At 70.2% G+C, this 23,038-nt stretch carries 23 protein-coding genes; 17 read left to right on the top strand and 6 right to left on the bottom strand.

Features of this window, described 5'->3' with window-relative positions; translation table 11 throughout:
* Positions 1-118: 118 nt before the first annotated feature.
* The 4 genes from R0145_RS01335 (at position 119) to R0145_RS01320 (ending at position 5,088) form a co-directional block, all read left to right on the top strand.
* Complete coding sequence (locus R0145_RS01335) at positions 119-1,375, top strand: Rieske 2Fe-2S domain-containing protein (RefSeq protein WP_317838640.1); 1,257 nt, start codon at positions 119-121, stop codon at positions 1,373-1,375.
* Between the two features lie 39 nt (positions 1,376-1,414).
* Positions 1,415-1,540, top strand: a complete 126-nt coding sequence (locus R0145_RS01330; RefSeq protein ID WP_317838639.1) for a hypothetical protein — start codon at positions 1,415-1,417, stop codon at positions 1,538-1,540.
* A 198-nt stretch (positions 1,541-1,738) separates the two neighbouring features.
* Positions 1,739-3,631, top strand: a complete 1,893-nt coding sequence (locus tag R0145_RS01325) for a beta-glucoside-specific PTS transporter subunit IIABC (RefSeq protein WP_317838638.1) — start codon at positions 1,739-1,741, stop codon at positions 3,629-3,631.
* Positions 3,628-5,088: a glycoside hydrolase family 1 protein gene (locus R0145_RS01320; RefSeq protein ID WP_317838637.1), complete on the top strand. Its 1,461-nt coding sequence runs from the start codon at positions 3,628-3,630 to the stop codon at positions 5,086-5,088. Before R0145_RS01325 ends, R0145_RS01320 begins: the two co-directional genes overlap by 4 nt.
* 49 nt (positions 5,089-5,137) lie before the next feature.
* Here R0145_RS01320 and R0145_RS01315 read toward each other — a convergent pair whose 3' ends face one another.
* The gene (locus R0145_RS01315) at positions 5,138-6,259 is read right to left on the bottom strand and encodes an endo alpha-1,4 polygalactosaminidase (RefSeq protein ID WP_317838636.1); all 1,122 of its coding nucleotides are present in this window, start codon (positions 6,257-6,259) and stop codon (positions 5,138-5,140) included.
* Between the two features lie 157 nt (positions 6,260-6,416).
* Between R0145_RS01315 and R0145_RS01310 the strand changes: the two genes are divergently transcribed.
* From R0145_RS01310 to R0145_RS01300, 3 genes are all read left to right on the top strand, one after another.
* Positions 6,417-7,259: a PRD domain-containing protein gene (locus R0145_RS01310; protein ID WP_317838635.1), complete on the top strand. Its 843-nt coding sequence runs from the start codon at positions 6,417-6,419 to the stop codon at positions 7,257-7,259.
* A 178-nt stretch (positions 7,260-7,437) separates the two neighbouring features.
* A complete protein-coding gene (locus R0145_RS01305; RefSeq protein WP_317838634.1) occupies positions 7,438-7,716 on the top strand; it encodes a hypothetical protein in 279 nt (92 codons plus the stop codon).
* Positions 7,717-7,993: 277 nt separating this feature from the next.
* Positions 7,994-8,272, top strand: coding sequence for a hypothetical protein (locus R0145_RS01300; protein WP_317838633.1), 279 nt, complete (start codon positions 7,994-7,996; stop codon positions 8,270-8,272).
* 106 nt (positions 8,273-8,378) lie between these two features.
* On the opposite strand, the gene R0145_RS01295 is transcribed toward R0145_RS01300, so the two are convergent.
* Both R0145_RS01295 and R0145_RS01290 read right to left on the bottom strand, forming a co-directional pair.
* Positions 8,379-8,645 carry a hypothetical protein gene (locus tag R0145_RS01295; protein WP_317838632.1) on the bottom strand — a complete coding sequence of 89 codons (267 nt, stop codon included), beginning with the start codon at positions 8,643-8,645 and terminating at the stop codon, positions 8,379-8,381.
* Positions 8,646-8,660: 15 nt separating this feature from the next.
* Positions 8,661-10,370, bottom strand: a complete 1,710-nt coding sequence (locus R0145_RS01290; RefSeq protein WP_317838631.1) for a sodium:solute symporter family protein — start codon at positions 10,368-10,370, stop codon at positions 8,661-8,663.
* A gap of 248 nt (positions 10,371-10,618) precedes the next feature.
* Between R0145_RS01290 and galK the strand changes: the two genes are divergently transcribed.
* The 5 genes from galK to R0145_RS01265 are packed head-to-tail and all read left to right on the top strand — an operon-like array spanning position 10,619 to position 15,879.
* Positions 10,619-11,872 carry a galactokinase gene (gene galK / locus R0145_RS01285; protein WP_317838630.1) on the top strand — a complete coding sequence of 418 codons (1,254 nt, stop codon included), beginning with the start codon at positions 10,619-10,621 and terminating at the stop codon, positions 11,870-11,872.
* Positions 11,869-13,305, top strand: a complete 1,437-nt coding sequence (locus R0145_RS01280; protein ID WP_317838629.1) for a UTP--glucose-1-phosphate uridylyltransferase — start codon at positions 11,869-11,871, stop codon at positions 13,303-13,305. The genes galK and R0145_RS01280 overlap by 4 nt, the downstream gene beginning before the upstream one ends.
* Positions 13,302-14,237, top strand: coding sequence for an aldose 1-epimerase family protein (locus R0145_RS01275; protein WP_317838628.1), 936 nt, complete (start codon positions 13,302-13,304; stop codon positions 14,235-14,237). Before R0145_RS01280 ends, R0145_RS01275 begins: the two co-directional genes overlap by 4 nt.
* Complete coding sequence (locus R0145_RS01270) at positions 14,234-15,262, top strand: LacI family DNA-binding transcriptional regulator (RefSeq protein WP_317838627.1); 1,029 nt, start codon at positions 14,234-14,236, stop codon at positions 15,260-15,262. The genes R0145_RS01275 and R0145_RS01270 overlap by 4 nt, the downstream gene beginning before the upstream one ends.
* Positions 15,263-15,309: 47 nt before the next feature.
* Positions 15,310-15,879 (top strand): YbaK/EbsC family protein, encoded by a 570-nt coding sequence (locus R0145_RS01265; protein ID WP_317838626.1) that lies wholly within the window; start codon positions 15,310-15,312, stop codon positions 15,877-15,879.
* A 74-nt stretch (positions 15,880-15,953) separates the two neighbouring features.
* Here R0145_RS01265 and R0145_RS01260 read toward each other — a convergent pair whose 3' ends face one another.
* A complete protein-coding gene (locus tag R0145_RS01260; RefSeq protein WP_317838625.1) occupies positions 15,954-16,355 on the bottom strand; it encodes a DUF2237 domain-containing protein in 402 nt (133 codons plus the stop codon).
* 39 nt (positions 16,356-16,394) lie between these two features.
* Positions 16,395-16,997: a TIGR03085 family metal-binding protein gene (locus tag R0145_RS01255; RefSeq protein WP_317838624.1), complete on the bottom strand. Its 603-nt coding sequence runs from the start codon at positions 16,995-16,997 to the stop codon at positions 16,395-16,397.
* Between the two features lie 56 nt (positions 16,998-17,053).
* Here R0145_RS01255 and R0145_RS01250 point away from each other — a divergent pair, with 56 nt between their 5' ends.
* Positions 17,054-17,242 (top strand): hypothetical protein, encoded by a 189-nt coding sequence (locus R0145_RS01250; protein ID WP_317838623.1) that lies wholly within the window; start codon positions 17,054-17,056, stop codon positions 17,240-17,242.
* A gap of 82 nt (positions 17,243-17,324) precedes the next feature.
* Here the strand turns inward: R0145_RS01250 and R0145_RS01245 are convergent, their stop codons facing one another.
* Positions 17,325-18,257, bottom strand: coding sequence for a hypothetical protein (locus tag R0145_RS01245; RefSeq protein ID WP_317838622.1), 933 nt, complete (start codon positions 18,255-18,257; stop codon positions 17,325-17,327).
* 191 nt (positions 18,258-18,448) lie between these two features.
* Between R0145_RS01245 and R0145_RS01240 the strand changes: the two genes are divergently transcribed.
* From R0145_RS01240 to R0145_RS01225, 4 genes are all read left to right on the top strand, one after another.
* On the top strand, positions 18,449-20,275 hold the full coding sequence (locus R0145_RS01240; protein ID WP_317838621.1) for an AAA family ATPase: 1,827 nt from the start codon (positions 18,449-18,451) through the stop codon (positions 20,273-20,275).
* Positions 20,276-20,342: 67 nt separating this feature from the next.
* Positions 20,343-21,203 (top strand): ParA family protein, encoded by an 861-nt coding sequence (locus R0145_RS01235; protein WP_317838620.1) that lies wholly within the window; start codon positions 20,343-20,345, stop codon positions 21,201-21,203.
* Positions 21,200-21,919, top strand: coding sequence for a hypothetical protein (locus R0145_RS01230; RefSeq protein ID WP_317838619.1), 720 nt, complete (start codon positions 21,200-21,202; stop codon positions 21,917-21,919). Before R0145_RS01235 ends, R0145_RS01230 begins: the two co-directional genes overlap by 4 nt.
* Positions 21,920-22,057: 138 nt before the next feature.
* Complete coding sequence (locus R0145_RS01225; protein WP_317838618.1) at positions 22,058-22,756, top strand: TMEM175 family protein; 699 nt, start codon at positions 22,058-22,060, stop codon at positions 22,754-22,756.
* Positions 22,757-23,038 lie beyond the last annotated feature (282 nt).

The following is a 23,038-nucleotide window of genomic DNA, read 5'->3' as shown; positions in this document are numbered from 1 at the left end:
TCACTTCGGGTTCACTCATCGGACCCGAGGGCGGGCCAATTCCGGTCGACCCGGGCAATACTCGCCACACCCCCAGCATTCGGGAGTCATCGGAGAACAGACCACGAGGAGACCAGACATGACAGTGCACACTGACGTTCCGGCACGAGAGCGGGGGCAGACTGACGCTCCCGCGCCGGAGCGGGTAAGCCACGCCGGCGAGGCGGAGAACCGCCGCAAGGCCCGGTACCCCGGCCGCCAGACCTGGGCCGCCTGGCCCGCGTACGATGCGGCGGAACTCGGCTTCCGCGGCTACTGGTACCCGGTGGCCTGGTCCAGCAACGTTGCCGCGGGCCGCCCGGTCCAGATCACCCTCTGCGGCGAGAACATCGTCCTGGTCCGCGACTCCAAGGGCCTGCACGCCCTGTACGACCGCTGCCCGCACCGCGGCGTGCCGCTGTCCACCGGAACCCAGGAGTTCGACGGCAGCATCAGCTGCCCCTATCACGGCTGGACCTTCGACACCTCGACCGGCCGGCTCGGCGCGGTGATCACCGACGGCCCCGATTCGCCGATCTGCGGCAAGGTGTCGGTGGCGACCTATCCCGTCGAGGAGCTGCTCAACCTGGTCTGGGTCTACATGGGTGCGGACGGCGAAGAACCCACCCCGCTGCTCGACCAGATCCCCGAGGAGTTGCGGGGCGTCTCGTTCAACCTCGGCGGCCGGATCAAGGTGCGCAGGGGCGACTGGCGGCTGACCTGCGAGAACGGCTTCGACGAGGGCCACGCCAAGTTCCTGCACCGCAACGCGATCTGGCGCCGGTTCAAGTCGATGCCGGTGTGGAACGTGACCAAGCTGGAGCGGCGCGGCCGGTGGCTGTTCCGGGTGCAGACCGAGCAGCACTGGACCGCCGAGTTCCCCGGCTACGGCAGCTGGCCCCCGGAGCGGGAGAGCCGGTTCCGGATCAAGCCGTCGGCCGACGGCACCCAGTCGATCAGCAACACCGGCAACCCCAAGGCCCCGCACCCGCACATCGCCGCGCAGGACTACCCCGGCTTCGTGTCGGTGTCCATGCCTGGCGTGCTGCGGGTCGTCTACCCCGACTTCATCCACTACGAGTTCTACGTGCCGTACGACGCCGACCACCACCGCTACGTGGGTCTGATGGTCAACTTCGACTCCGGGTTCCGCAGCCTGCTGTTCAAGGCCAAGTACCTCGGCTTCGTCCGGTGGTTCTTCCACGGCCTCTTCGCCGCCCAGGACGCCTGGATGGTCGACGAGACCGACGCCCCGCCGGAGCGCCTCTACCGCCCGGACATATCCCTCACCACCTGGCGCTCGATGTGCGAGGACGCCGCCGAGGAACGCACCGCCCGCCTCAACCCCACCGCCTGACCCCCACTCGCCTCAACCTCACCCGCCCAGGAGACCGACATGACCAGGATCAGCGCCCTCATCCTCCCCGCCGTCACGGTGGCGTTCGCGATCGCGACCTACCCCACGGTCCGCAACTTCCTCGCCAACAACACCCGCACCCAGGTCCACCGGATCAACGTCTGAGCATCAGCAACGTCTGAGCATCAGCGGAAGCGGCCCCCGCCCAGGGTTGCGTTCCCCTCCGACGTCACGTAGGATCCTCGACACGAGCGGATCTCCGCTCACCAGGATTGTTACTCCGCGGAGGCAAGACCTGAAGTGCACAGCTGTGCACTTCAGGTCTTTTTTTGTGCTCGCGGGCAGAGTCAAGGAGGACTCCCGATGGGGACCGTGAACTACGCCGATCTGGCCCACCAGATCGTCGACAGGGTCGGGGGCGAGGGGAACATTGCCACCGGCACCCACTGCGCCACCCGGCTGCGCCTGACGCTGAAGGACGCTGCGAAGGCCGACACCGCCGCCGTCCAGAAGCTCCCCGGCGTGATCACCGTGATGCAGGCCGGCGGCCAGTACCAGATCGTGGTCGGCAACAACGTGCCGAAGGTCTATGAGGAGCTGACCCGCTTCACCAAGCTCGGCAGCGACGATGCCTCCGCGCCGACCGACGCCCCCAAGGGCAACCTGCTCAACCGGTTCATCCAGCTGATCAGCGCCATCATCCAGCCGATCCTGTGGCCGCTGGCCGGGGCGGGCTTGTTCAAGGCCTTCCTCTCGCTGGCGACGAACCTGCACTGGCTGGACCCGACGTCGACGACGTACGCCATCCTGAACGCCTCCTCGGACGCGATCTTCTACTTCCTGCCGATCTTCCTGGCCCTGACCGCCGCCAAGCGGTTCCGCGCCAACACCGTGACCGCGATGGCGATCGCCGGGGCACTGGTCTACCCGGCCGTCGTCGAGCTGGCCTCCGCGACCGGCCCGGTGACGTTCTTCGGGCTGCCGGTGGTGATGATGAGCTACACCAGCTCGGTGATCCCGATCATCATCGCGGTGTGGCTGCAGGGCTACCTGGAGCGGTTCCTCGGCAAGGTGCTGCCGGACGCGATCCGCAACTTCACCACTCCGCTGATCACCCTGGTGGTGATGGTGCCGCTGGTGCTGCTGACCGTCGGCCCGCTGACCACGTACGCCGCGAAGGGCATCTCCGCCGGGGTCAATGCGGTCTTCGTCTTCGCCCCGTGGCTGGGCGGCGCCATCCTGGGCGGCTTCTGGCAGGTCTTCGTGCTCTTCGGCCTGCACTGGGGCTTCGTCCCGGTGATGATGAACGATCTGGCCACCCAGGGCCACACCCTGCTCGGCGGCCCGCTGGTCGCCGCCGTCAGCGCCCAGGCCGCCGCCACCCTGGCCGTCTTCCTCCGCAGCCACAGCGCCAAGCGGCGCGAGGTCGCCGGTCCGGCCGCCCTCTCCGGCCTGCTGGCCGGCATCACCGAGCCGGCGATCTACGGCGTGAACCTGCCGCTCAAGCTCCCGTTCTACTTCGGCATCGCCGGTGGCGCCGTCGGTGGCGCGATCGCCGCGGCCGGTGGCAGCGCGAACGACGCGTTCGTGATGCCGTCCCTGCTCTCGCTGCCCGCGTACATGAACGTCGGCAACTTCACCCTCCAGCTGATCGGCACCGCGGTCGCGATCGTGATCGCCTTCGCCCTGACCCTCGCCTTCGGACCGCGCGAGGAGAAGGACGCCGAGGCCCAGGAGTCGGCGGCCGAGACCGGCACCCCGGTCGCCGCCTCGACCGGTGACGCCATCGTCACCGCCCCGGTCGCCGGCACCTCGGTCCCGCTGGCCGAGATCAACGACAAGGTCTTCGCCTCCGGCGCGATGGGCCAGGGCCTGGGCATCCTGCCGGCCGACGGCCGGGTCGTCGCCCCGGTCTCCGGCACCGTCATCGCCGCCACCAAGACCGGGCACGCCTTCGGGATCAAGTCCGACGACGGGGTCGAGGTGCTGGTGCACATCGGGATCGACACCGTGCAGATGAAGGGCGAGGGCTTTACCTCGCAGGTGACCCGCGGTCAGCGAGTGGAGCAGGGCGACGTCCTCGCCCTGGTCGACCTGGACGCGATCCAGCGGGCCGGCTTCGACCCGACCGTGGTGACCATCGTGACCAACTCCGCCAGCCTCGGCACGGTCGATGCGGTCACCGGCCGCACCCTCGCCGCCGGTGACCCCGCCCTGCTGATCATGGCCGGCGCCCCCGAGCCGGTGAACGCATGACCAGCGCACGCTTCCCCGACGGCTTCCTCTGGGGCGGCGCCACCGCCGCGAACCAGCTGGAGGGGGCGTACGACCGGGGCGGCAAGGGCCTGTCCATCCAGGACGTGATGCCGTACGGCATCGCCGCCCCGCCCACCGAGAAGCCCACCGAGGACAACCTCAAGCTGGCAGGCATCGACTTCTACCACCGCTACGCCGAGGACATCGCGCTCTTCGCCGAGATGGGGTTCACCGTCTTCCGGTTCTCCATCGCCTGGAGCCGGATCTTCCCCCGCGGCGACGAGGAGACCCCGAACGAGGAGGGCCTGGCCTTCTACGACCGGGTGCTCGACGAGCTGGAGAAGTACGGCATCGAACCGCTGGTGACGATCAGCCACTACGAGACCCCGCTGCACCTGGCGAAGGCGTACGACGGCTGGCGGTCGCGGGAGCTGATCGGCTGCTACGAGCGCTACTGCCGCACCCTCTTCGAGCGGTACGGGAAGCGAGTGAAGTACTGGCTCACCTTCAACGAGATCAACTCGATCCTGCACGCCCCGCTGATGTCCGGGGGCATCTGGACACCTAAGGAGCAGCTGGCCGACCGGGACCTCTACCAGGCGATCCACCACGAGCTGGTCGCCTCGGCGACGGTCACCGGGCTGGCACGGGAGATCATGCCGGCGGCGAAGATCGGCTGCATGGTGATCGCCATCCCGATCTACCCGCTCACCCCTGACCCCGCCGACGTACTCGCCGTGCTGGAGGCGGACCATGCCAACCTCGCCTTCGGCGATGTGCACTGCCGCGGCGCCTACCCTGGCTACTTCCTCCGGACGCTGCGGGAGAAGGGGATCGAGCTGGAGATCACCGACGCGGACCGCGAGGTGCTGCACAACACCGTCGACTTCGTCTCGTTCAGCTACTACATGAGCGTCTGCGAGACGGCCGACCCGGCCAAGAAGGTCGCCGGTGCGGGCAACATCATGGGCGGGGTGCCGAACCCCACTCTGCCCGCCTCCGAGTGGGGCTGGCAGATCGACCCCACCGGGCTGCGGATCGTCCTGAACACCTTCTGGGACCGCTGGCAGAAGCCGCTCTTCATCGTCGAGAACGGGCTGGGCGCCAAGGACGAACTGGTCGAGGTCGACGGGCGGCGTACGGTGCTCGACGACTACCGGATCGCGTACCTCAACGACCACCTGACGGCGGCCCGGGAGGCGATCGAGGACGGTGTCGACCTGCTCGGCTACACCACCTGGGGCTGCATCGACCTGGTCAGCGCCTCCACCGCCCAGCTGAGCAAGCGGTACGGTTTCATCTACGTCGACCGGAACGACGACGGCAGTGGCACTCTGGCTCGCTACCGGAAGAAGTCCTTCGACTGGTATCGCGAGCTGATCGCCAGCAATGGCGCCACCCTGGTCGACAAGACGACGGCCGGTCGCGAACCGGCCGCGCCTGCTGACCGGTCATGACAACGACCCGGTCATGACAACGACGCCGCCCGGTGCCGGGTGGGACCCGTCAACAGATGGTTCCACCCGGGCCGAGCTCGAGCTTCGCGATGTACGACGACATGCCCGCCGGGCGACCGGCCGGGCAGCCGCCGGCGTACTCGATGTTGTAGACCGGCTTGCCGGAGGCCAGGAAGCCGGTGTACGCGCCGCACTCCCCGTACTCGTTGCACTGCTCGTTGACGGCGAAGTCGACGATGCCGGCCATCTGGGACAGCTGCTCGACGTCGTTCTTCAGCCCGATCGCCAGGCCGCGCCGGTGCGCGGCGTCGGCCAGCGCGCGCTGGTAGGTGACCTGGTCGGCCTTGCTGATCGAGAAGCCGGTCTGCTGGGACCAGCCGTCGGTGTTGTCCGGGTCGACGGCGTCGAAGCCCTTCTGCTTGCACACATCCATCCGCGCCGCCATGATCGGGACGAGCGTGCCGGTCTGGCGTACGTCGAGCCATTGCTCCCCGGGCCACCCGTCGAGGCCTTGGCCCTTGACCCCCGCCGGGAACTTGGCGTTGTCACTGCGCCAGTTCTCGGCGGAGCCGGCACTCAGGTAACAGACCACGTGGACGCCGCGGGCCTTGAGCTGCCGGACCTGCGCGGCGGACGTGGTCTCCCAGTCCACGTCATAGACCTTCGCCTGCCGGCCGAGGTCGATCGTCCCGGTGTACTGGACGACGAACGTCTCACCGACCTTCGGCTGCCAGCGGCCGGCGGTCGCGGCCCCCTTGGGAGAGGCGCTCGGTGTGGCAGAGGCAGCGGGCGTGGCAGCCTTCGCCGTGGCGCTCGCGCTCGGAGTGGCGGTTTCCGCAGCGGTGCTCGGGGTCTGGGAGGCGGCCCGCCGCTGCTCGGACCTGCTGGGCCGCTCATCCGTACGCGCCGGTGCGGTGCTGGCCGCGGGGGCAGCGTCCGACTTCTGGGCGCTCCCGATGTGGGTCATCGCGACGGCGGTGCCGGACACCAGCGCGACGACGGCAACACCCGACAGCATCAGCCGGGCGCCGCGGCCGACGGTGCTCGGCCAGTCCAGCTCGACGGGATCCTCCAGCGCCCGGGCGGCACGGCGGGTCGGCCTGCCGGGGCGCACAGCCTCCCGCAGGGTGGTCCAGGGGTTGCGCGGTGTCGCTCGACGGGGATGCGTCACATCATTCACCTTCCGGTCGGGGCCGGAGACCAGCCTAAGCAACACCCCCCAAAGATCACAAATTGATCACGATATTGCGCGACGAGACCGGCCCGAGCGCACGAGAGCTGGGCTCGACGCAACGACGACGGCACCAAGCCAGGAAAGAGAGTGCGACGTGGAGGTCCTCCGCGTGTTCAACAACAACGTCGTGCTGTCGCGGGACGGGTCCGGTCGGGAGGTGATCCTGACCGGACGCGGGCTGGGCTTCCAGGCCCGGCCCGGCGACCATGTGGACGATGACCGGATCGCCCGGACCTTCGTCCCCGACGACGGCCGTGACCCCGACAATCTCGGTGCCCAGATCGCCGCGATCCCGCCGGAGCACATCACCCTGGCCGACGAGGCGCTCGCCATCGCCCGCCAGGAGCTCGACACCGAACTGCCCGCGCACGTCGTGGTGGCGCTGGCCGACCACCTCAGCTTCGCGATCAAGCGGGTGCGCTCCGGGATCGCCCTCGATTACCCGCTGCGCTCCGAGGTGTCCCACCTTTATCCCAAGGAGCTCGCCGCCGCGACCCGGATCGTGGCGTACGTCAACGCCCGGCTGGAGCTGCCGATCCCCGAGGACGAGGCCATCGCCATCGCCCTGCACCTGGTCAACGCCGGGTTCGCCACCGGGGATCTGTCGGAGACCTATCGGATCACCGGCCTGTTCCGGCAGCTCTTCGACGTCCTCGAGCAGGCGTACGGCCGCCCCTTCGACCGGGACACGGTGAGCGCCGCCCGGTTCATCACCCACCTGCGCTACTTCTTCATCCGGATGAAGAAGGGCGAGCAGCTCGCCGAGGGGCACGAGATCCTCGCCGCGGCGATCCAGCAGGCCTATCCCGAGGCGTACGCCTGCGCCCTCAAACTCACCTCGGTGCTGGAGTTGCGGCTGGGCGACGAGATCACTGACAACGAGGTGCTCTACCTGACGATGCACGTCGCCCGGCTGGCCAGCGATCCGGTCGGCTGAGGTCGCTCTGTGCACAACACGCCGCCACACCTGTGAGCATCGCAACGAATCGGTAACTCCGTTGCCACAAGGGGCTGTACGGGTGTTGTGTCAGTACTGAGCGCATTATGGGCAGGGCTCCGACGGCAACGGAGCCACCCCGGTCCTGACCCGCTGGCACCATCGGGAGTAGCAGGAAATGACCACGCAGACCTTCGACAGCATCACCAGCCGATCCACAACCTGGGAAGGGCGAGGCCACCGGGGGTTGCTCCGCGCCGGCACCGCCTTCCTCAGCATCGCCCTGATCGGCGTCGTCCTGGGCGCCGTCGCCGCGAACGCCACCCTGCTGGCCATCGGCTCCCTCACCGGGGTGGTCGGGGCCTTCCTGCTGTCCTGCCGGGAACTCACCGGCCCGCAGCGCGTCGAGCAGAGCAGCACCGAGCAGTCGGATGAACACTCGGTGAACTTCTCCTGACACACGGCACCCGCCGTCGTAGCACCCCGCATCGTCGCCGCCACTGCGGCTGTGAATGGCCAATGAACAGGGTCGGGGCACGGGACGATGGTCGATCCTGGCCCGCACCGTGTGGTCAGATGGGTACGGCTCCAGGGAGGGTCCGCCTCTCGCGCAGCGCGGCGCCCCGGCTCCTGACCTGGCGCCCCCGTACGATCCGTACGGCCAGCAGTACCAGCAGTAACGGAGCCCACGACCTCCGAGCAGCCCCCACTGCTCGAGCCAGGAAGCAGGAAGCATGTCGATCCCGACACTCGACCAGCAGTCCGCCAGCCCTCTCGTTCCGTCCTCCACCGCATCGTCCTCGGCGGAGCATCCGCCGGCCTCGCCGGGCAGGATCGTCTGGGTCCGGGTGGCCGGCCTGGTGATCGGTGCCTCCGCCGCCCTCGCTGCGATCGGACTCGCCTCCGGCACCACCGCCGCCACCGTCACCGGTGTCGCGCTGGGGGTCGCCACCTCGTTCGTGCTGGCCAGCCGCGAGATGGGCGACAACCGCGTCGCCGGCGCCGACCAGTAAGGCCGGTCGACCGGCGGTCACCGACCACGGACAGCACCAGGGGGCGTACGCCCGGCTCCGCGCCGGCGTACGCCCCCTGTGATCGTCCCGGGCTCGGTCTCCCGGGTCAGTGGCCGCGCCCCTCGGCAGCGGCCCCCTCCGGGACGAGCATCGGCCGCAGCCGGGCCCACACGACGAAGATGATGCCGACGACGAGCAGGGCCAGGCCGGCCCAGAGGTTGGCGTTGACCCCGCCGGTCTTGTCGAGGCCCTTGTCGGCGAACAGGCCCATCAGCAGCAGGATCAGGCCGTAGATCCCGAGCAGCAGACCGATGACATTGCGGATGTCGAACAGCCCGGCCTGGTGCCTGGGGGAGGTTTCGGTGGTCACCATGGTGGCTCCTCAGAATCAGAAGGCGATGTTCAGGATGATGGCGATGACCAGGGCTACTCCCGCGAGCGGGACCGGCCGACTGATCCATGGCATCGTGTCGAGCGCCGGGTCGTGGAAGTGGGACTTCGGGGTCTCGGAGTAGACGAAGCCGACCAACTCGGATGATGGCTTCGGCTTCGTGCCCAGCGACACCAGCACACTGACCAGCACGTCCATGACGAACCCGGCCGAGGCGGCGACGAAGGCGGTGCCCTGCCCGGGCAGGTGGATCACCCCGCCGAGGCTGAGCAGCCAGACGAAGACCGCGGACAGGGTGCCGACGATCAGACCGACCCAACCGGCGGTGGGGGTCATCCGCTTCCAGAACATGCCGACGATGAAGGTGGCGAACAGCGGCGCGTTGAAGAACCCGAACAGGGTCTGCAGGTAGTCCATGATGTTCGAGAACTGGCCGGCGATCAGCGCGGTGAAGATGGCGATGATCGTGGCGGCCAGGGTGGCGTACCGGCCGACGGTGACGTAGTAGTGGTCGGGCTTGTCCTTGGCCACGTACGTCTGCCACAGGTCCACCGACAGCACCGTGTTGAAAGCGGAGATGTTGGCGGCCATGCCGGCCATGAACGCGGCGAGCAGGCCGGTGATGGCCAGCCCGAGCAGGCCGTTCGGCAGCAGGTCCCGCATCATGTAGAGCAGCGAGTCGTTGAACTGCACACCGAGCCCGGAGGCCCCGCCGGCGATGTGCGCGCCGTTCTTGACCTGGCCGATCTCGCTCACCAGCACCGCGGCGAGCATGCCCGGCAGGATGGTGATGAAGGGCACGAACATCTTCGGGAAGGCGCCGATGATCGGCGTCTTGCGGGCCGCGGTCATCGACTCCGAGGCCATTGCCCGCTGCACCTCGACGAAGTTCGTCGTCCAGTAGCCGAAGGACAGCACGAAGCCGAGGCCGAAGACGATGCCGATCACCGACAGCACCGGCGAGTGGAAGCCGGACAGTGCCTGGCCGGGCCAGGAGTGCAGCTGCTCGGCGGCCGGGGCGACGTTGGCGCTCGCCGGGGCGGCGGCCGCGGCGGCGGTGATCTTCTCCTTCAGGCCGGACCAGCCGCCGACCCGGTGCAGGCCGATCAGGGTGAGCGGCAGCAGCGAGGCCACGATCACGAAGAACTGCAGCACCTCGTTGTAGATGGCGGCGCTCAGGCCGCCGAAGGTGATGTAGGCCAGCACGATGACGGCGGCCACCAGCAGGGCGACCCACAGCGGCCAGCCGAGCAGGGCGTGCACGATGCTGCCCAGCAGGTAGAGGTTGATGCCGGCGATCAGCAGCTGCGCCAGGGCGAACGACAGCGAGTTGACCAGGTGAGCGCCGGTGCCGAAGCGCTTGCGCATGAACTCGGGGACCGATCGCACCTTGGAGCCGTAGTAGAAGGGCATCATCACGACACCCAGGAACAGCATCGCCGGGATGGCGCCGACCCAGAAGTAGTGGACGGTCGGCAGGCCGATCTGGGCGCCGTTGGCCGACATGCCCATGATCTCCACCGCACCCAGGTTGGCGGAGATGAAGGCGAGGCCGGTCACCCACGCGGGGAGGGACCGGCCGGACAGGAAGAATCCGATGGCATCCGAGGCCTGTCGGCGTGCGATCAGGCCGATGCCGAGTACTGCCACGAAGTAGATCCCGATGATCAGGTAGTCCACGACGTTGGCTTGGATGAGTGTTGCCATCCTCGTTGATGTCCTCTCAGACGGTTGCCGCCGCACCCGCGCCGGGCTCTCCCGGGCGCCGAATGTTAACGTCAACATTGTCGCAATGGAACGATGTTGACAAAGTTCTCGGATGCTGTCAACCGACTTGCGTGGCGGCGATGTTTACGTCACCATTGCAGCCAGTACGGGGCATTGACGCCCAGGGGTCGCGATCCCGACGCGAGCCGGGCACCGGAACGACGGCCCCGGACCGGAAGGAACTGACAATGACGACGGGCACCCCCACCACGACGACGGGCATCCCCAGCTGGTCCGGCGAGGAGGGCGTACGACGCGCCCGTGACCTCTTCAGCCAGACGTACGGCCAGGAGGTCGGCGGCGCCCGCGCCACCCCGCCCGACGGGGTCTGGGCGGCCCCCGGCCGGGTCAACCTGATCGGCGAGCACGTCGACTACAACGGCGGCCCCTGCCTGCCGATCGCGCTGCCGCACCGGACGTACGTCGCGCTCCGCCGACGACCCGACCGGATGGTCCGGCTCGCCTCCGACGACGCCGAGCCCACCCGCTGGGAGGGCACCCTGGACGACATCCGTCCCGGCGGGGACATCCCGTCCTGGGTCGGCTACGCCGCCGGGCCCGCCTGGACGCTGGGGCAGCAGGGCGCCTGGCTGGGTGGCTTCGACGCCGCCGTGGTGTCCTGCGTGCCGTGGGGCGCAGGCCTGTCCTCCTCCGCGGCGATCGAGTGCGCGATGGCGCTCGCCCTCGACGAGACCCACAGCCTGGGCCTGGCCGGCGATCCGGCCGGGCGGGCGACACTGGCCGCGGCCTGTGTCCGGGCCGAGAACGAAGTGGTCGGCGCACCGACCGGCGGGATGGACCAGGCCGCGGCGCTGTTCACCCGGGAGGGCCAGGCCCTGCTGCTCGACACCCTGGACGGTTCCGTCGACCAGGTGCCGTTCGACCTCGGCCGGGTCGGGCTGGCCCTGCTGGTGATCGACACCCGGGCCAAGCACACCCTGGTCGACGGACAGTACGCCGCCCGCCGGGCCACCTGCGAGGCGGTGGCAACCCGCGAGGGGGTGCCGACGCTGCGCCAGTTGCCGGACCCGCAGGCCACGCTGGCCCGGCTCACCGACCCGGTCGAGCAGCGCCGGGTGCGCCACGTCGTCACCGAGATCGACCGGGTCGGCCGGTTCGTCGCGCTGCTCCGCGCCGGCCGCTACGACGCCCTCGGGCCGGTGCTGGACGCCTCGCACACCTCGCTGCGCGACGACTACGAGGTGAGCTGTGCGGAACTCGACGTCGCCGTGGAGACCGCCCGCACCGCGGGAGCACTGGGCGCCCGGATGACCGGCGGCGGCTTCGGCGGCTCGGCGATCGCCCTGACCCCGACCGACCGGGTCGACGCGGTTGCCGCCGCAGTGACCGACGCGTACGCCCGGCGCGACTGGAACCCACCGCGGTTCCTCGTCGCGCTGGCCTCCGCGGCGGGCGGCCGGGTGGACGGAGCACACCGATGAGCGCCGCGGGACTGCGGCACGCCACCGAGCGGATGCGCCGAGCCGGCCTGCCCGACCTGGCCGTCGAGGTGTTCGCCCGCTACTACGCCCAGCTCGAGGAGGGCCGCACCGGCCTGATCCCCGAGGACACCATCGACCCGGTGCTCGACGTCACCGACATCGCCGAGGTCGAGGTCTCCCCCGAACAGCAGCGCGAGGCGCTGGCCCACACGGTGCTGATCAAGCTCAACGGCGGGCTGGGCACCTCGATGGGGATGGACCGGGCAAAGTCGCTGCTGCCGGTGCGCGACGGGCTGAGCTTCCTGGACATCATCGCCGGGCAGATCCGGCACACCCGTACGACCAGCGGGGTGGACCTGCCGCTGCTGCTGATGGACAGCTTCCGCACCCGGGACGACTCGCTGGCCGCGCTGGCGGCCTATCCGGACCTGGCCCATGACGGGCTGCCGCTGGACTTCGTCCAGCACCGGGAGCCGAAGCTGCTGGTCGACTCGCTGGAGCCGGTCGACTGGCCGGCGGATCCCGCGCTGGAGTGGTGTCCGCCCGGCCACGGCGACATCTACGTCGCGCTGCTCACCACCGGGCTGCTCGACGCGCTGATCGACCGCGGCTACCGCTACGCCAACACCTCCAACGCCGACAACCTCGGCGCCGCCCCCGACGGCCGGATCGCCGGCTGGTTCGCGGCGAGCGGGGCGCCGTACGCCCCGGAGGTGTGCCGGCGCACGCCCGCCGACCGCAAGGGCGGCCACCTCGGCCGGCGCAAGGCAGACGGCCGGATGATCCTCCGCGACACCGCGCAGACGCCCGCCGACGACATGCGCTGGTTCACCGACGAGCACCGGCACCCGTACTTCCACACCAACAACCTGTGGTTCGACCTGGTCGCGCTGCGCGACGCGCTGGCCGCCCGGGGCGGGGTGCCCGGGTTGCCGCTGATCCGCAACCGCAAGCACGTCGACCCGACCGCCCCCTCCTCGCCGGAGGTGTACCAGATCGAGTGTGCGCTGGGTGCGGTGGTGGAGCTCTTCGACGACCCGGCGCCGGTGCTGGTGGAACGGGCCCGGTTTCTGCCGGTGAAGACCACCGACGACCTGCTGCTGCTGCGCTCCGACGCGTACGACCTGGGCGCCGACTTCCGGCTGCGGCTGGTGCCCGAGCGGGCCTGCCTGGTCCGCCTCGACCCCCGCCACTACAGGCGGATCGCCGACTTCGACGCCCGGTTCCCCGCCGGCGTGCCCTCGGTGCGCCGGGCCGACCGGCTCACCGTGGACGGCGACTGGACCTTCGGCGCGGGCGTCGTCGCCACCGGGGACGTCCACCTGCCCGATCCGGGCACCCCACACACCGTCCCCGACGGGACGGACCTGGCCAGGTACGCCGCCGCCCTGGATGCCGGCAGCGCCGCGGGCGGAGAGATGAGCGACCGATGACCCCGACCGGCCCGACCGGCCGCCAGTTCGCCATCAGCCACGGCGACCAGCAGGCGGTGATCACCGAGCGCGGCGCCGCGCTGCGGTCCTACCGGGTCGGCGAGCGCGACGTGGTGGTGCCGTTCGGGGCGGACGAGCTGCCCCCCGCGATGCACGGCGCGATCCTGTTGCCCTGGCCCAACCGGCTCGCCGACGGGCGCTACCGGTTCGACGGGACGACCCACCAGCTGCCGATCAATGAGCCGGACCGTCGGGTCGCCAACCACGGCCTGGCGCACACCCTCGACTGGCGGCCGGTCGGTCACTCCGACAACCACGTCGAGCTGGCCTTGACCCTGCTCCCCCGCCCCGGCTACCCGTACCGCCTCGACGTGCACGTGCACTACCGGCTCGCCGCAGACGGCCTGACCGTACGGCTGACCGCCATCAACACCGGCGAGGCCAGGGCACCGTACGGGGTCGGCTTCCACCCGTGGCTGTCACCGGGCCGGGCCCGGGTCGACGACTGCATCCTCCGGGTGGACGCCGGCCGTTGGCTGCGCACCGACGACCGGCTGCTGCCGGTGGCGACCGAGGCGCTGCCGGCAGAGAAGGACTTCTCCACCGCCCGGACGATCGGCACCGCCTCCCTGGATGACGGCTTCGCCTCCGCCACCTACCGTGACGGCCGGTCCTGGGTGCGGCTGACCGCTCCGGACGGCGCGACGGCCGCCGCCTGGATGCGTCCGCCGCTGGCCTACTGGCAGGTCTGCACCGGCGACTTCCCGGAGACCGGCCGCTACCAGCGCACCGGGGTGGCGGCGGAGCCGATGTCCTGCCCGGCCAATGCGTTCGTCACCGGCCAGGACCTGGCGGTGATCGCGCCCGGGGCCACCCACACGGTGAGCTGGGGGCTGTGCCTGGAGGGCGGGTCCGGGAGGGCGGCAGTATGACCGGTCCGCGGGCCGGCCGTCCCGCGGCCTCCGGACCGGCGGTCTCGATGGCGGACGTGGCCCGGCTCGCCGAGGTGTCGTCACAGACCGTGTCCCGGGTCGCCCGGGGGGAAGCATCGGTCCGGCCGGAGACCGCCGCGCGAGTACGGGCCGCGATGCGCCAGCTCGGCTACCTGCCGAACCGGGCGGCCCGGGCGCTGCGGTACGGGTCGTTCCGGACGATCGGCGTGGTCGGCCACCGGCTGTCCCGGACCGGCGAGGCGCACATCACCGAAGCGGTGATCGAGGCGCTGCGCGACGAGGACTATGCGGTGATGCTGATCGACACCCCGACCTCCAGTGCGGAGGACTTCTTCGACGCGTTCACCAAGCTGGGACAGTCGGTCGACGGCATGGTCGTGCTGAGCCTGGAGACGCCGCAGCCGGCCCGGGTGGAGCTGCCGGCCCGGGTGCCGATCGTGGTCGGTGACTTCCGCTACGCGGACAGCCACACCGCGGTCGGCACCGACCAGGCCGCCGGCACCCGCCAGGCGGTCGACCACCTGCTCGGGCTCGGCCACCGGACCATCCACCATGTGTCCGGCCCGACCAGTTCGGTCCAGGCGACCGCGCGCGAGGCGGCCTGGGAGCAGACCCTGCGAGAGGCGGGCCGACCGGTCCCCCCGGTGCTGCGCGGCGACTGGACCCCCCGCTCCGGCTATGCCGCCGGCCTGGCGCTGGCGGCGGACCCGTCGGTGACGGCGGTGTTCTGCGCCAATGACGAGATGGCCCAGGGGACGCTGCGGGCCCTGCACGAGGCGGGTCGGCGGGTGCCGGCGGACGTGTCGGTGGTCGGCTTCGACGACCTGATGGCGGAGTGGCTGTGGCCACCGCTGACCACGGTGGCCCAAGACTTCGGCACCATCGGGCGGGAACTGGTGGCGGCGCTGATCGAACAGTTGGCAGAGCATCCGGCCGGGGCGACCCGGCGGATCCTGGTGCCGACCCGGCTGGTGGTCCGGGCGAGCTCCGGGCCGCCGTCCTGAGCGGTCCGGAGCCGAGGTGGATCCGGTGCCGGACTATCCTGCGCTCCATGACCACCCCCGCCGAAGGAAACCTGACCTGGACACCCACCAGCACCGCGGCCCCGGCAGGCTCCGACCTGGGCGCTGATCCGCTCGAACTGCTCGCCACCCCCACCGCCGACGTGATCGCGGATTACCCGTCGGCGAGGGTCGCCCCGATCGACCCGACCCTGGCGGACACCGCCGAGTTCTGTGCGACGTACGGGTCCGCGCCGTCGCATTCGGCGAACTGTGTCATCGTCGCCGGCAAGCGCGGCGGGCTCGTGTCGTACGCCGCGGTCCTGGTGCTCTCCACCGACCGGGCGGACATCAACGGCGTCGTCCGCCGCCACCTCGGCGCCCGCAAATTGAGCTTCGCGCCCCAGGACGAGGCGGTGGCGCTGACCGGGATGGAGTACGGCGGCATCACGCCGATCGGTCTGCCGGCGGAGTGGCCACTGCTGGTCGACGCGACGGTGCTGAAGCGCGACCAGGTCGTCATCGGGTCCGGCATCCGGGGCAGCAAGCTCCTCGTCGAACCGCACGACCTGTTGGCCCGTCCGGGCGCCGAGGTGCTCGCACTGACCCTGGGGGCCTGACCGTCCGGCGCGCGTGCCCGGACCGGACAGCCCTGGTTCACCGGCTCGGCCGGCGTCGCTCAGACGACGTCGGCTCAGCCGGCGTCCGGCGCGATCGAGCTGATGTCGTCGGGTACGTCGGCCGAGCAGCCCACCAGTTCCTCCAGCGAGATGTACTCCAGCACCGCCTCGTGGGTGGCGGCCAGCACCACGGGTGCCACGATCCCGGCCCGGAAGGCCTGGACCCACCGGGTGGCGACGACGCACCAGGCGTCACCGGGACGCAGGCCGGGGAACCCGTGGGCGGGGGCCGGGTCGATCAGGTTGTTGCCGATGGTCCGCTGGAACTCCAGGAACTCCCGGGTCATCAGCGCGCAGACGGTGTGGCTGCCGAGATCCTCCGGAGAGGTGGCGCAGTAGCCGTCGCGGAAGAAGCCGGTGACCGGATCAGTGCCGCAGGGATGGAGAGGTTCGCCGAGAACGTTGCGGGCGTCCATGCGGCCACCCTAGGGCCGTGGGGGCCACCGCCGCCAGAGTCAATCGGCGGTCCGCTCGACGCGGAGGTGGGCGGCGCGGGCCCGGCCGAAGGCGTACAGCGCCAGCTCGGTGGGGCGGCCGGTGACCGTCACCAGCTCGGGGCCCTTGCCCACCACGATCTGCCGACCGCTGCGCTCGTCCAACAAGACGGTGCGGACCTGCCGCGACCGCAGTTGGAGCCGGGCCAGGCCGACCAGCCGGGACATGATCTCGGCGTCGTCGGCCTCGGTCTGTTCCCGCCCCGGGACGTCGAAACTCTCGCCGCGGCGCAGGTCCTCGTGGTGGATGAGGTATTCCAGCGTGTTGATCAGCTCGTCCGCCGGCCGCAACACCGCCGGGGGCCCCTTGCGGACCCGGGCGACCAGGTCCGGATAGGTGTGCAGCCGCCGGGCCCGGGCGATCCGGGCGTCGGTGAGCCACCCGAGCAGCGCCGGCACCGCGATACCGGCACCGGCCAGCGGGTCGGTGTCGCGGACCCACAGGTGCGCAGCGAGGTCGTACGCCACCCAGCCCTCGCAGAGCACCGGGGTGTGCGGGTCGACCTCGAGGAACAGGTCGCACAGGGCGTGACGTTCACGCTGTGCCAGGGAGCGGGGGTCCATGGTGGTCCTCTCCGGAGGGGCTGCCTCCAGAGTAGAGGGCGATCGTCCACCAGGCGTTGTGGGTCATCGCGAGGAAGCTCGCGCCGAGCATCGGGGCGATCTGCCTGGCCCGCTACGAGGGGCGCCCGGCGTTGCGGCTCACCCGGCACGGTCGGCGTACGGTCAACCGGCTGCTCCGCGACCTCACCCCGGTGCGGATGAGCGGCGAGACGCCGACGCCACCGCGCCACGGCGGGAGCAGATGATCGCCGAGCTGCGGCGGTTCGCCCGGGCGCTGGGCAATCCGCTGGAGAACCCGCGCTAGCTCAGTGCCAGACACAGCCCGGGTCACCACCGCGGGCCGGGCCGGTACGGCGTGCCCGGCTCGTTCGGCGCGGCGTAGCTGGTGAGCGGCTCCGGGCCGGCGAGCACCCGGCGCTTCACGATCAGGTGGCGGTTCTCGTCCGGCTCGACCCGCCAGCCGACCAGCTGGATCTGCCCGCCGACGATCTCGATGCCGGTGATGTAGGCCGGGAAGGTGCAGCAGCCGGTGTTGAAGTAGGGCACCCCGTCGCGGGGGAACTTCTGCCGGTGGGTGTGACCGCAGATCAGCGCGGTCTGGTGTTCCAGGATCCACTTGCGGTAGTTCCGCTCCACCTTGTGCCGCTTGAACATGTTGCGCACCGGGCTGGACGGGCTGCGGACGCCGAACGCGTGCATGTACTTCCAGAACACCCGGAAGGTCCACATCGTGAGGCGCCAGATCTGGTCGTTGGCGAAGTCACCCTGGTGCCCGTGCACGACGAGGATCTCCTGGCCGGTGTCGCGGTGCCGCAGCAGCAGCGACTCGATCGGGCGCAGCCCGGGCATGAACGGGGTGGGCCGGCCGAGGTCGTCCGGGATCGTGTCGAAACAGGCCCGGGCGTACGCCGGATCGCTGAGCTGCAGGTTGTGGTTGCCGTAGAGGTAGATCAGTCGGCCGTCGTTGTAGAACCGGCGCAGCCGGTGATAGGGCGATCCGTTGGCCCACAGCACGTGCCGGAACTCCCGGTTCTCCCACAGCTCGTCGCCGTCACCGACTTCGACGTACGTGTAGCCCTCGGCGTGATACCACTCCAGGGCGCCGACATAGATGTTCTTGTTCTTGAGGAACTCGTCGGCCATGCTGCCGTCACCGCGGTGGACGTCGCTGAGGAAGACAAAGCGGGACTCGTCGTCGAACTCCTCGACCCGCGCGTTGTGGTAGGCCTCGGTCAGCCGGCCGTTGGTCTGCATGGGCATCCCTCGCTGTCTGGGCGGTCAGGCGCCGATGGCGGCGCTCATCAGATGACCGCGGGCTCAGCCTAAGCCTTGTCACGATCGGACGTCCCGTCAGGCTCCGAGGCACCCGGCGAGTCCCAGCGTCGGGGACTGTCACAGCCACTCCTTAGACTGACGTCGACAGCGTCAGGCCGGCGAGCACAGGGGGAAGCGTGGCCGAGCAGGATCCGACCGTCCTGGAGTACGAGCAGGGTGTCAACGACACCTATCTGGAGAATCTGAAGCGACGCAGTGGCGGTTACCAGATCGACGATGATGTCCGCTGGATTCCCCGGATCACCGTCGGTCCGCTGATCGGACGGGTCCGGATGCGCTACGACGGCGAGGAGGCCGACGACGAGTTCTACGTCGCCGAGACCGGGGCCGATGTCGACGGCATCGAGGTGATCAGCTGGGCGGCGCCCGCGGCCGCAGCGTTCTACGGTCATCGATTCGCCGACGGGTCCGGCCCGAAGGTCCGCCGCCGCTTCACCAAGGGCGGCCGGGACACCCTGGCGGCGTACGAGGACGAGTGGATCATCGCCCCGGACGGCCCCGAGTTCAGCACTCCGGCCCGCCTAGCCGTCGCGGTCCCGGAGGCAGTGCCCGTGCCCGCGGCGGAGCCCGAGGCAGCGCCGGTGCCGGCCTCCGAACCTGCTGTCGTCCCCGGCACCGAGCAGGAGCTCCGCAAGCCCCGGACGTCGCTCAAGGCGCTGCTGCGTACGCTGCAGCCGGAGCAGTACGACCTGGTCGCCGCCTCCCCCACCGCCTCGCTGACGATCCAGGGCTACGCCGGCACCGGCAAGACGGTCGTCGCGACCCACCGGGCCGCCTGGCTCACCCACACCGACCGCCCCGAGCCGCTGGGACAGGTCGCGCTGATCGGGCCGACCGAGACCTGGGGCCGGCACATCCACCCGGTGGTCGACGAACTCGCCGCCCCCGGCACGGTGACCATCACCTCGCTGCCGGAGGTGATGCGGGCGATCATCGGCGCCCCGGAACGCCACGCGTCCAGCGACGATTTCATCGACGCCTACTCGGCCCCGCTCGGCACCACGCTGCGCAGACTGGTCGCCAAGCACCGCAAGACCGGTCCGGGGCTCACCCCCGAGCGGGCGTACGAGGTGTTCCTGCGCACCAACGACCTGTCGATCCCGGCCGCCCGCCGGGCAGACTTCCGCGAGTGGCGCAACGGGCTGCCCACGACGTACGCCGATGCTCTCGGCGAGCGGCAGCTGTGGCCGCTGCTGGCCTACCTCGCCGTCCTGTTGACGCCGCAAAGGACGTACGACCACATCATCATCGACGAGGCACAGGACCTGCGGCCGCTGGAGTGGCTGATCCTCGCCCAGCTCAACAGCGGTGCCTGGACGCTGGTCGGCGACACCCACCAGCGGCGCACCAGCCACACCCCGAGCGGCTGGAAGGCCATCCGTAAGCTGCTCGGCCTGGATACCTGGGACGAGGAGGTGCTGCTCGGCGGCTACCGCACCACCCGGGCGATCATCGACTTCGCCGCCTGCCTGCTGGAGGGCTCGGCCGGGCACCGGGCGTACGACGTGCTGGGCGAGGGCGATGCCCCCACCGTGCTGCGAGCCGACGCAGCCGAGGGCCCCGACGGACTGGCGGAACTGGCTCTGCAGCAGGCCGACCGGCTGTCCGCCGACCACCCGAAGGGCAAGGTCGCGGTGATCACCCCGCTGGTCGACGTGATCGGGGCGTACGCCGCAACGCACGGCTGGACCGAGGGCGAGGACCACTACTGGACCGACCGGAACGGCCGACGTTTCACCCTGCTGACCTCGGAGGAGGCCCGGGGCCTGGAGTTCGACGCGGTAGTCGTGGCCGAACCGTCGGCCTTCAAGGCGCTGCCCGGCGACAACGGCCCGCTCTACACCGCGCTGACCCGGGCGAACCTGGAGCTGGTCGTCGTCCATCAGCGGGTGCTGCCCCCGGCCATGGTCTGGTACCTGGGCCGGCACCCCGCCGCCCGATGACCACCATCCGCCACGTACGGTCCTACACCGCCGTCCCGACTCGTTGCCGAAGGAGCGCCGTCGCGGCATGACGCACGTCATCTCGATCCTCAACATGAAGGGTGGGGTGGGCAAGACCACCACCACGGTGATGCTGGGCGAGTTCCTCGCCGGGCCCGGCAATCGGAAGGTGTTGCTGGTCGACATGGACCCGCAGGTCAGCCTCTCGATCGCCGTACTGGGCGAGCAGCAGTGGAGCCTGGTCAAGGATGCCGGCCGTACGGTGGCTACCCTGTTCGACGACGCGCTCAACACCGGCCACCGGCCGCCATGCTTCAACGTCGACACCGCGATCCACACCAACGCCTCGAATGTCGCGACGGTCACTGACCTCGACCTGCTCCCCGGCTCGCACGAGGTCATCGCGCTGCAGGCGGAGCTGATGGCACTGAGTATGGCCACCCACCGTTCGGTGGACGTGTGGAGCATCCTGGAGGCCGGTCTGGCGCCGGTTCTCCACCGCTACGACTATGTGCTGATCGACTGCCCGCCGAGTCTCGAGATCATGTCGAAGAATGCGCTGCGGATGTCCGAGGCGTACGTCATCCCCACCATTCCGGACACCATGTCCACCTATGGCATCCCGCTGGTCCAGCAACAGGTGCGCGACTTCGCCCAGGAGGAGGGGATCGCGCCACCGCGGGAGCTCGGGGTGGTTGTCACCAAATACCGGAAGATCGCCGTGCATCACAACACGATGGCGATGCTGAAGAATCGGCCGAGTGCTCCTCGGCTGTTCGATCCCCCTGTTCCGGAGGCAGGCCAGATCGCCGCCGCGGCGGAGTACCACGAGTACCCGACGCTGAAGACGAAGTACGGGACGGACCATTACCGGGGGCTGTGGGAGCTGACCGAAGACTTCCGCCAGCGTGTCGAGGAGGACGAATGAGCACGACAGTGATCCCCGCAACGGACGATGTCAGCGCGGCGGCCGCTGCGCTGCAGGCGTTGCGGAACACCGCGGGCGGCGAGGTGCTGGCCCGGCAACTGTCCCGGCTGATCGTGGTGATCGCCGATGAGGCCGCCCGGACCAAGCGGTTCCGCGGCGATCTGCTGGCCGCGCTGGCCGTGGAACCGGAAGCCGAGGCCGGGCCCACGGGCCCGCTGACACCCCGCCGGCTGGAACGGCTGACCAAGGCCGAGCTCAAGAAGCTGATCGACCGCGACGGGATGGATCCGGATCGGAGGATCAAGTCCCGCTCCACCAAGGCTGAGATGGTCGACCTCGTTCTGGCCTTCCAGGCCGCGCAGGCCCAGGCCGAGCCGGCACCGGCGGAGATCGTCGCCGACGACACCGCCTCAAGCGAGGCGGTGCCCACAACGCCGCCGCTGCCACCGGCCAACCCGCCGAAGCGCCGCCGGCAGCCCAGCCCTCTCGACCCCTACGCCGTCGCGGCCTCCGACGGGGTGGACGGGCTCCGTGACCGACTGCAGCGACTCGACATCGAGCAGCTCAAGGACGTCGTCGCCGAATACGGCATGAACTACGACGGGCGGGCGATGACCTGGAAGGATCACCACCGGTTCGTGGAGCGGATCGTCGAGAAGACCGACTTCGGGGCGGCGCAGGGCAGCGCCTTCCGGTCCGGGCGGACGTCCCCCTGACAGACTCCGCAGCGGACCGCGCTGATCCGGGCCCACTGAGCCCTTGCCCGGAGCAGCGATCCCGCGGGATCCTGACGGTACGCCGGGCGCTCACCACGATCCGTTCCCGCCGCCCGGGCCATCGAGGCAGGAGCGAATATGCCCGATCAGACCGCCGCGGGGACCTCCCCCGACGACGAGACGCCCCCGACGGCGGATGCGCAGCAGTACGGCACCACCCGGCTGGAGGCCTTCAGCGACGGTGTGTTCGCCATCGCCATCACCCTGCTGGTGCTGGAGATCTCCGTCCCGGCGGGCTCGGAGGACCACCTGCTGCAGGCGGTCCTCGACCAGTGGCCCTCCTACCTGGGCTACCTCGTCTCCTTCGCCACCATCGGGGCGATCTGGCTGGGACACAACGCGATCACCCACTACCTCGACCACACCGACGTGTGGCTGCTGCGGCTCAACCTGCTGCTGCTGTTCGCCGTGGCCTTTCTGCCGTTCCCGACCCGGCTGATGGCCGAGTCGATGGCCGTGACCTCCGCCGAACGCGTCGCGGCCACCCTCTACGGGGTGACCCTGCTGGCCTGCGTGCTGCTGCTGTCCGCGCTGTGGCTGCACGCCCGCCGAGCGGACCTCCTCAGCACCAGTGCCAGGAGCCTCGAGATCGCGACTCTGACCCGCCGGCTGACGCCCGGGGTGGCCGGCTACGTGGTGATGATCCTGGTGGGACTGTTGGCGCCGCTGGCCGCGGTGGTGGGCTACCTGCTGGTGTCCCTGTTCCTGCTGATTCCGCTGCGGCGGGACGCCCGCGGGGACGGTGGCCGAGGGCGGCTGCCACGGCGGGCTCGGTGAACACGCCGCTGATGGCCCCGGTGGTGCGCGGGTGGGCCGCTTCAAGCTCTGTCATGTGTGTTCTCGGTTGTCCTTGTCCGGAAGTCGAGCTTCCACCTAAGGCCACGTGAGTACGTGTCGCGCTCCGACCGACGGTGACGGCTTCACACGAGATCAGCACGGATCTCGTTACCATGGCCTATCAGCCGCCGCCGTTGTCCGGCTCCACCCGGCCCGTGCGCCGTGGTGGCCGCGATGGGGTGCCATGACCACCATCGGTTCGTGGACCGGATCGTTGAGAGG

It is taken from the genome of Raineyella sp. W15-4 (assembly GCF_033170155.1).
GTDB lineage: Bacteria > Actinomycetota > Actinomycetes > Propionibacteriales > Propionibacteriaceae > Raineyella.
The sequence above is the reverse complement of the archived record's forward strand: the minus strand, read 5'-3'. Positions and strand labels throughout refer to the sequence as shown.

Excerpts from the sequence above, each read along its gene's own strand:
- R0145_RS01225 (WP_317838618.1), top strand. The coding sequence starts at position 22,058 with ATGCCCGATCAGACCGCCGCGGGGACCTCCCCCGACGACGAGACGCCC.
- R0145_RS01330 (WP_317838639.1), top strand. The coding sequence starts at position 1,415 with ATGACCAGGATCAGCGCCCTCATCCTCCCCGCCGTCACGGTGGCGTTC.
- R0145_RS01305 (WP_317838634.1), top strand. The coding sequence starts at position 7,438 with ATGACCACGCAGACCTTCGACAGCATCACCAGCCGATCCACAACCTGG.
- R0145_RS01295 (WP_317838632.1), bottom strand. The coding sequence starts at position 8,645 with ATGGTGACCACCGAAACCTCCCCCAGGCACCAGGCCGGGCTGTTCGAC.
- R0145_RS01270 (WP_317838627.1), top strand. The coding sequence starts at position 14,234 with ATGACCGGTCCGCGGGCCGGCCGTCCCGCGGCCTCCGGACCGGCGGTC.
- R0145_RS01335 (WP_317838640.1), top strand. The coding sequence starts at position 119 with ATGACAGTGCACACTGACGTTCCGGCACGAGAGCGGGGGCAGACTGAC.
- R0145_RS01230 (WP_317838619.1), top strand. The coding sequence starts at position 21,200 with ATGAGCACGACAGTGATCCCCGCAACGGACGATGTCAGCGCGGCGGCC.
- R0145_RS01265 (WP_317838626.1), top strand. The coding sequence starts at position 15,310 with ATGACCACCCCCGCCGAAGGAAACCTGACCTGGACACCCACCAGCACC.
- R0145_RS01260 (WP_317838625.1), bottom strand. The coding sequence starts at position 16,355 with ATGGACGCCCGCAACGTTCTCGGCGAACCTCTCCATCCCTGCGGCACT.
- R0145_RS01320 (WP_317838637.1), top strand. The coding sequence starts at position 3,628 with ATGACCAGCGCACGCTTCCCCGACGGCTTCCTCTGGGGCGGCGCCACC.
- R0145_RS01235 (WP_317838620.1), top strand. The coding sequence starts at position 20,343 with ATGACGCACGTCATCTCGATCCTCAACATGAAGGGTGGGGTGGGCAAG.
- R0145_RS01255 (WP_317838624.1), bottom strand. The coding sequence starts at position 16,997 with ATGGACCCCCGCTCCCTGGCACAGCGTGAACGTCACGCCCTGTGCGAC.
- R0145_RS01280 (WP_317838629.1), top strand. The coding sequence starts at position 11,869 with ATGAGCGCCGCGGGACTGCGGCACGCCACCGAGCGGATGCGCCGAGCC.
- R0145_RS01325 (WP_317838638.1), top strand. The coding sequence starts at position 1,739 with ATGGGGACCGTGAACTACGCCGATCTGGCCCACCAGATCGTCGACAGG.
- R0145_RS01275 (WP_317838628.1), top strand. The coding sequence starts at position 13,302 with ATGACCCCGACCGGCCCGACCGGCCGCCAGTTCGCCATCAGCCACGGC.
- R0145_RS01245 (WP_317838622.1), bottom strand. The coding sequence starts at position 18,257 with ATGCCCATGCAGACCAACGGCCGGCTGACCGAGGCCTACCACAACGCG.
- R0145_RS01300 (WP_317838633.1), top strand. The coding sequence starts at position 7,994 with ATGTCGATCCCGACACTCGACCAGCAGTCCGCCAGCCCTCTCGTTCCG.
- R0145_RS01290 (WP_317838631.1), bottom strand. The coding sequence starts at position 10,370 with ATGGCAACACTCATCCAAGCCAACGTCGTGGACTACCTGATCATCGGG.
- galK (WP_317838630.1), top strand. The coding sequence starts at position 10,619 with ATGACGACGGGCACCCCCACCACGACGACGGGCATCCCCAGCTGGTCC.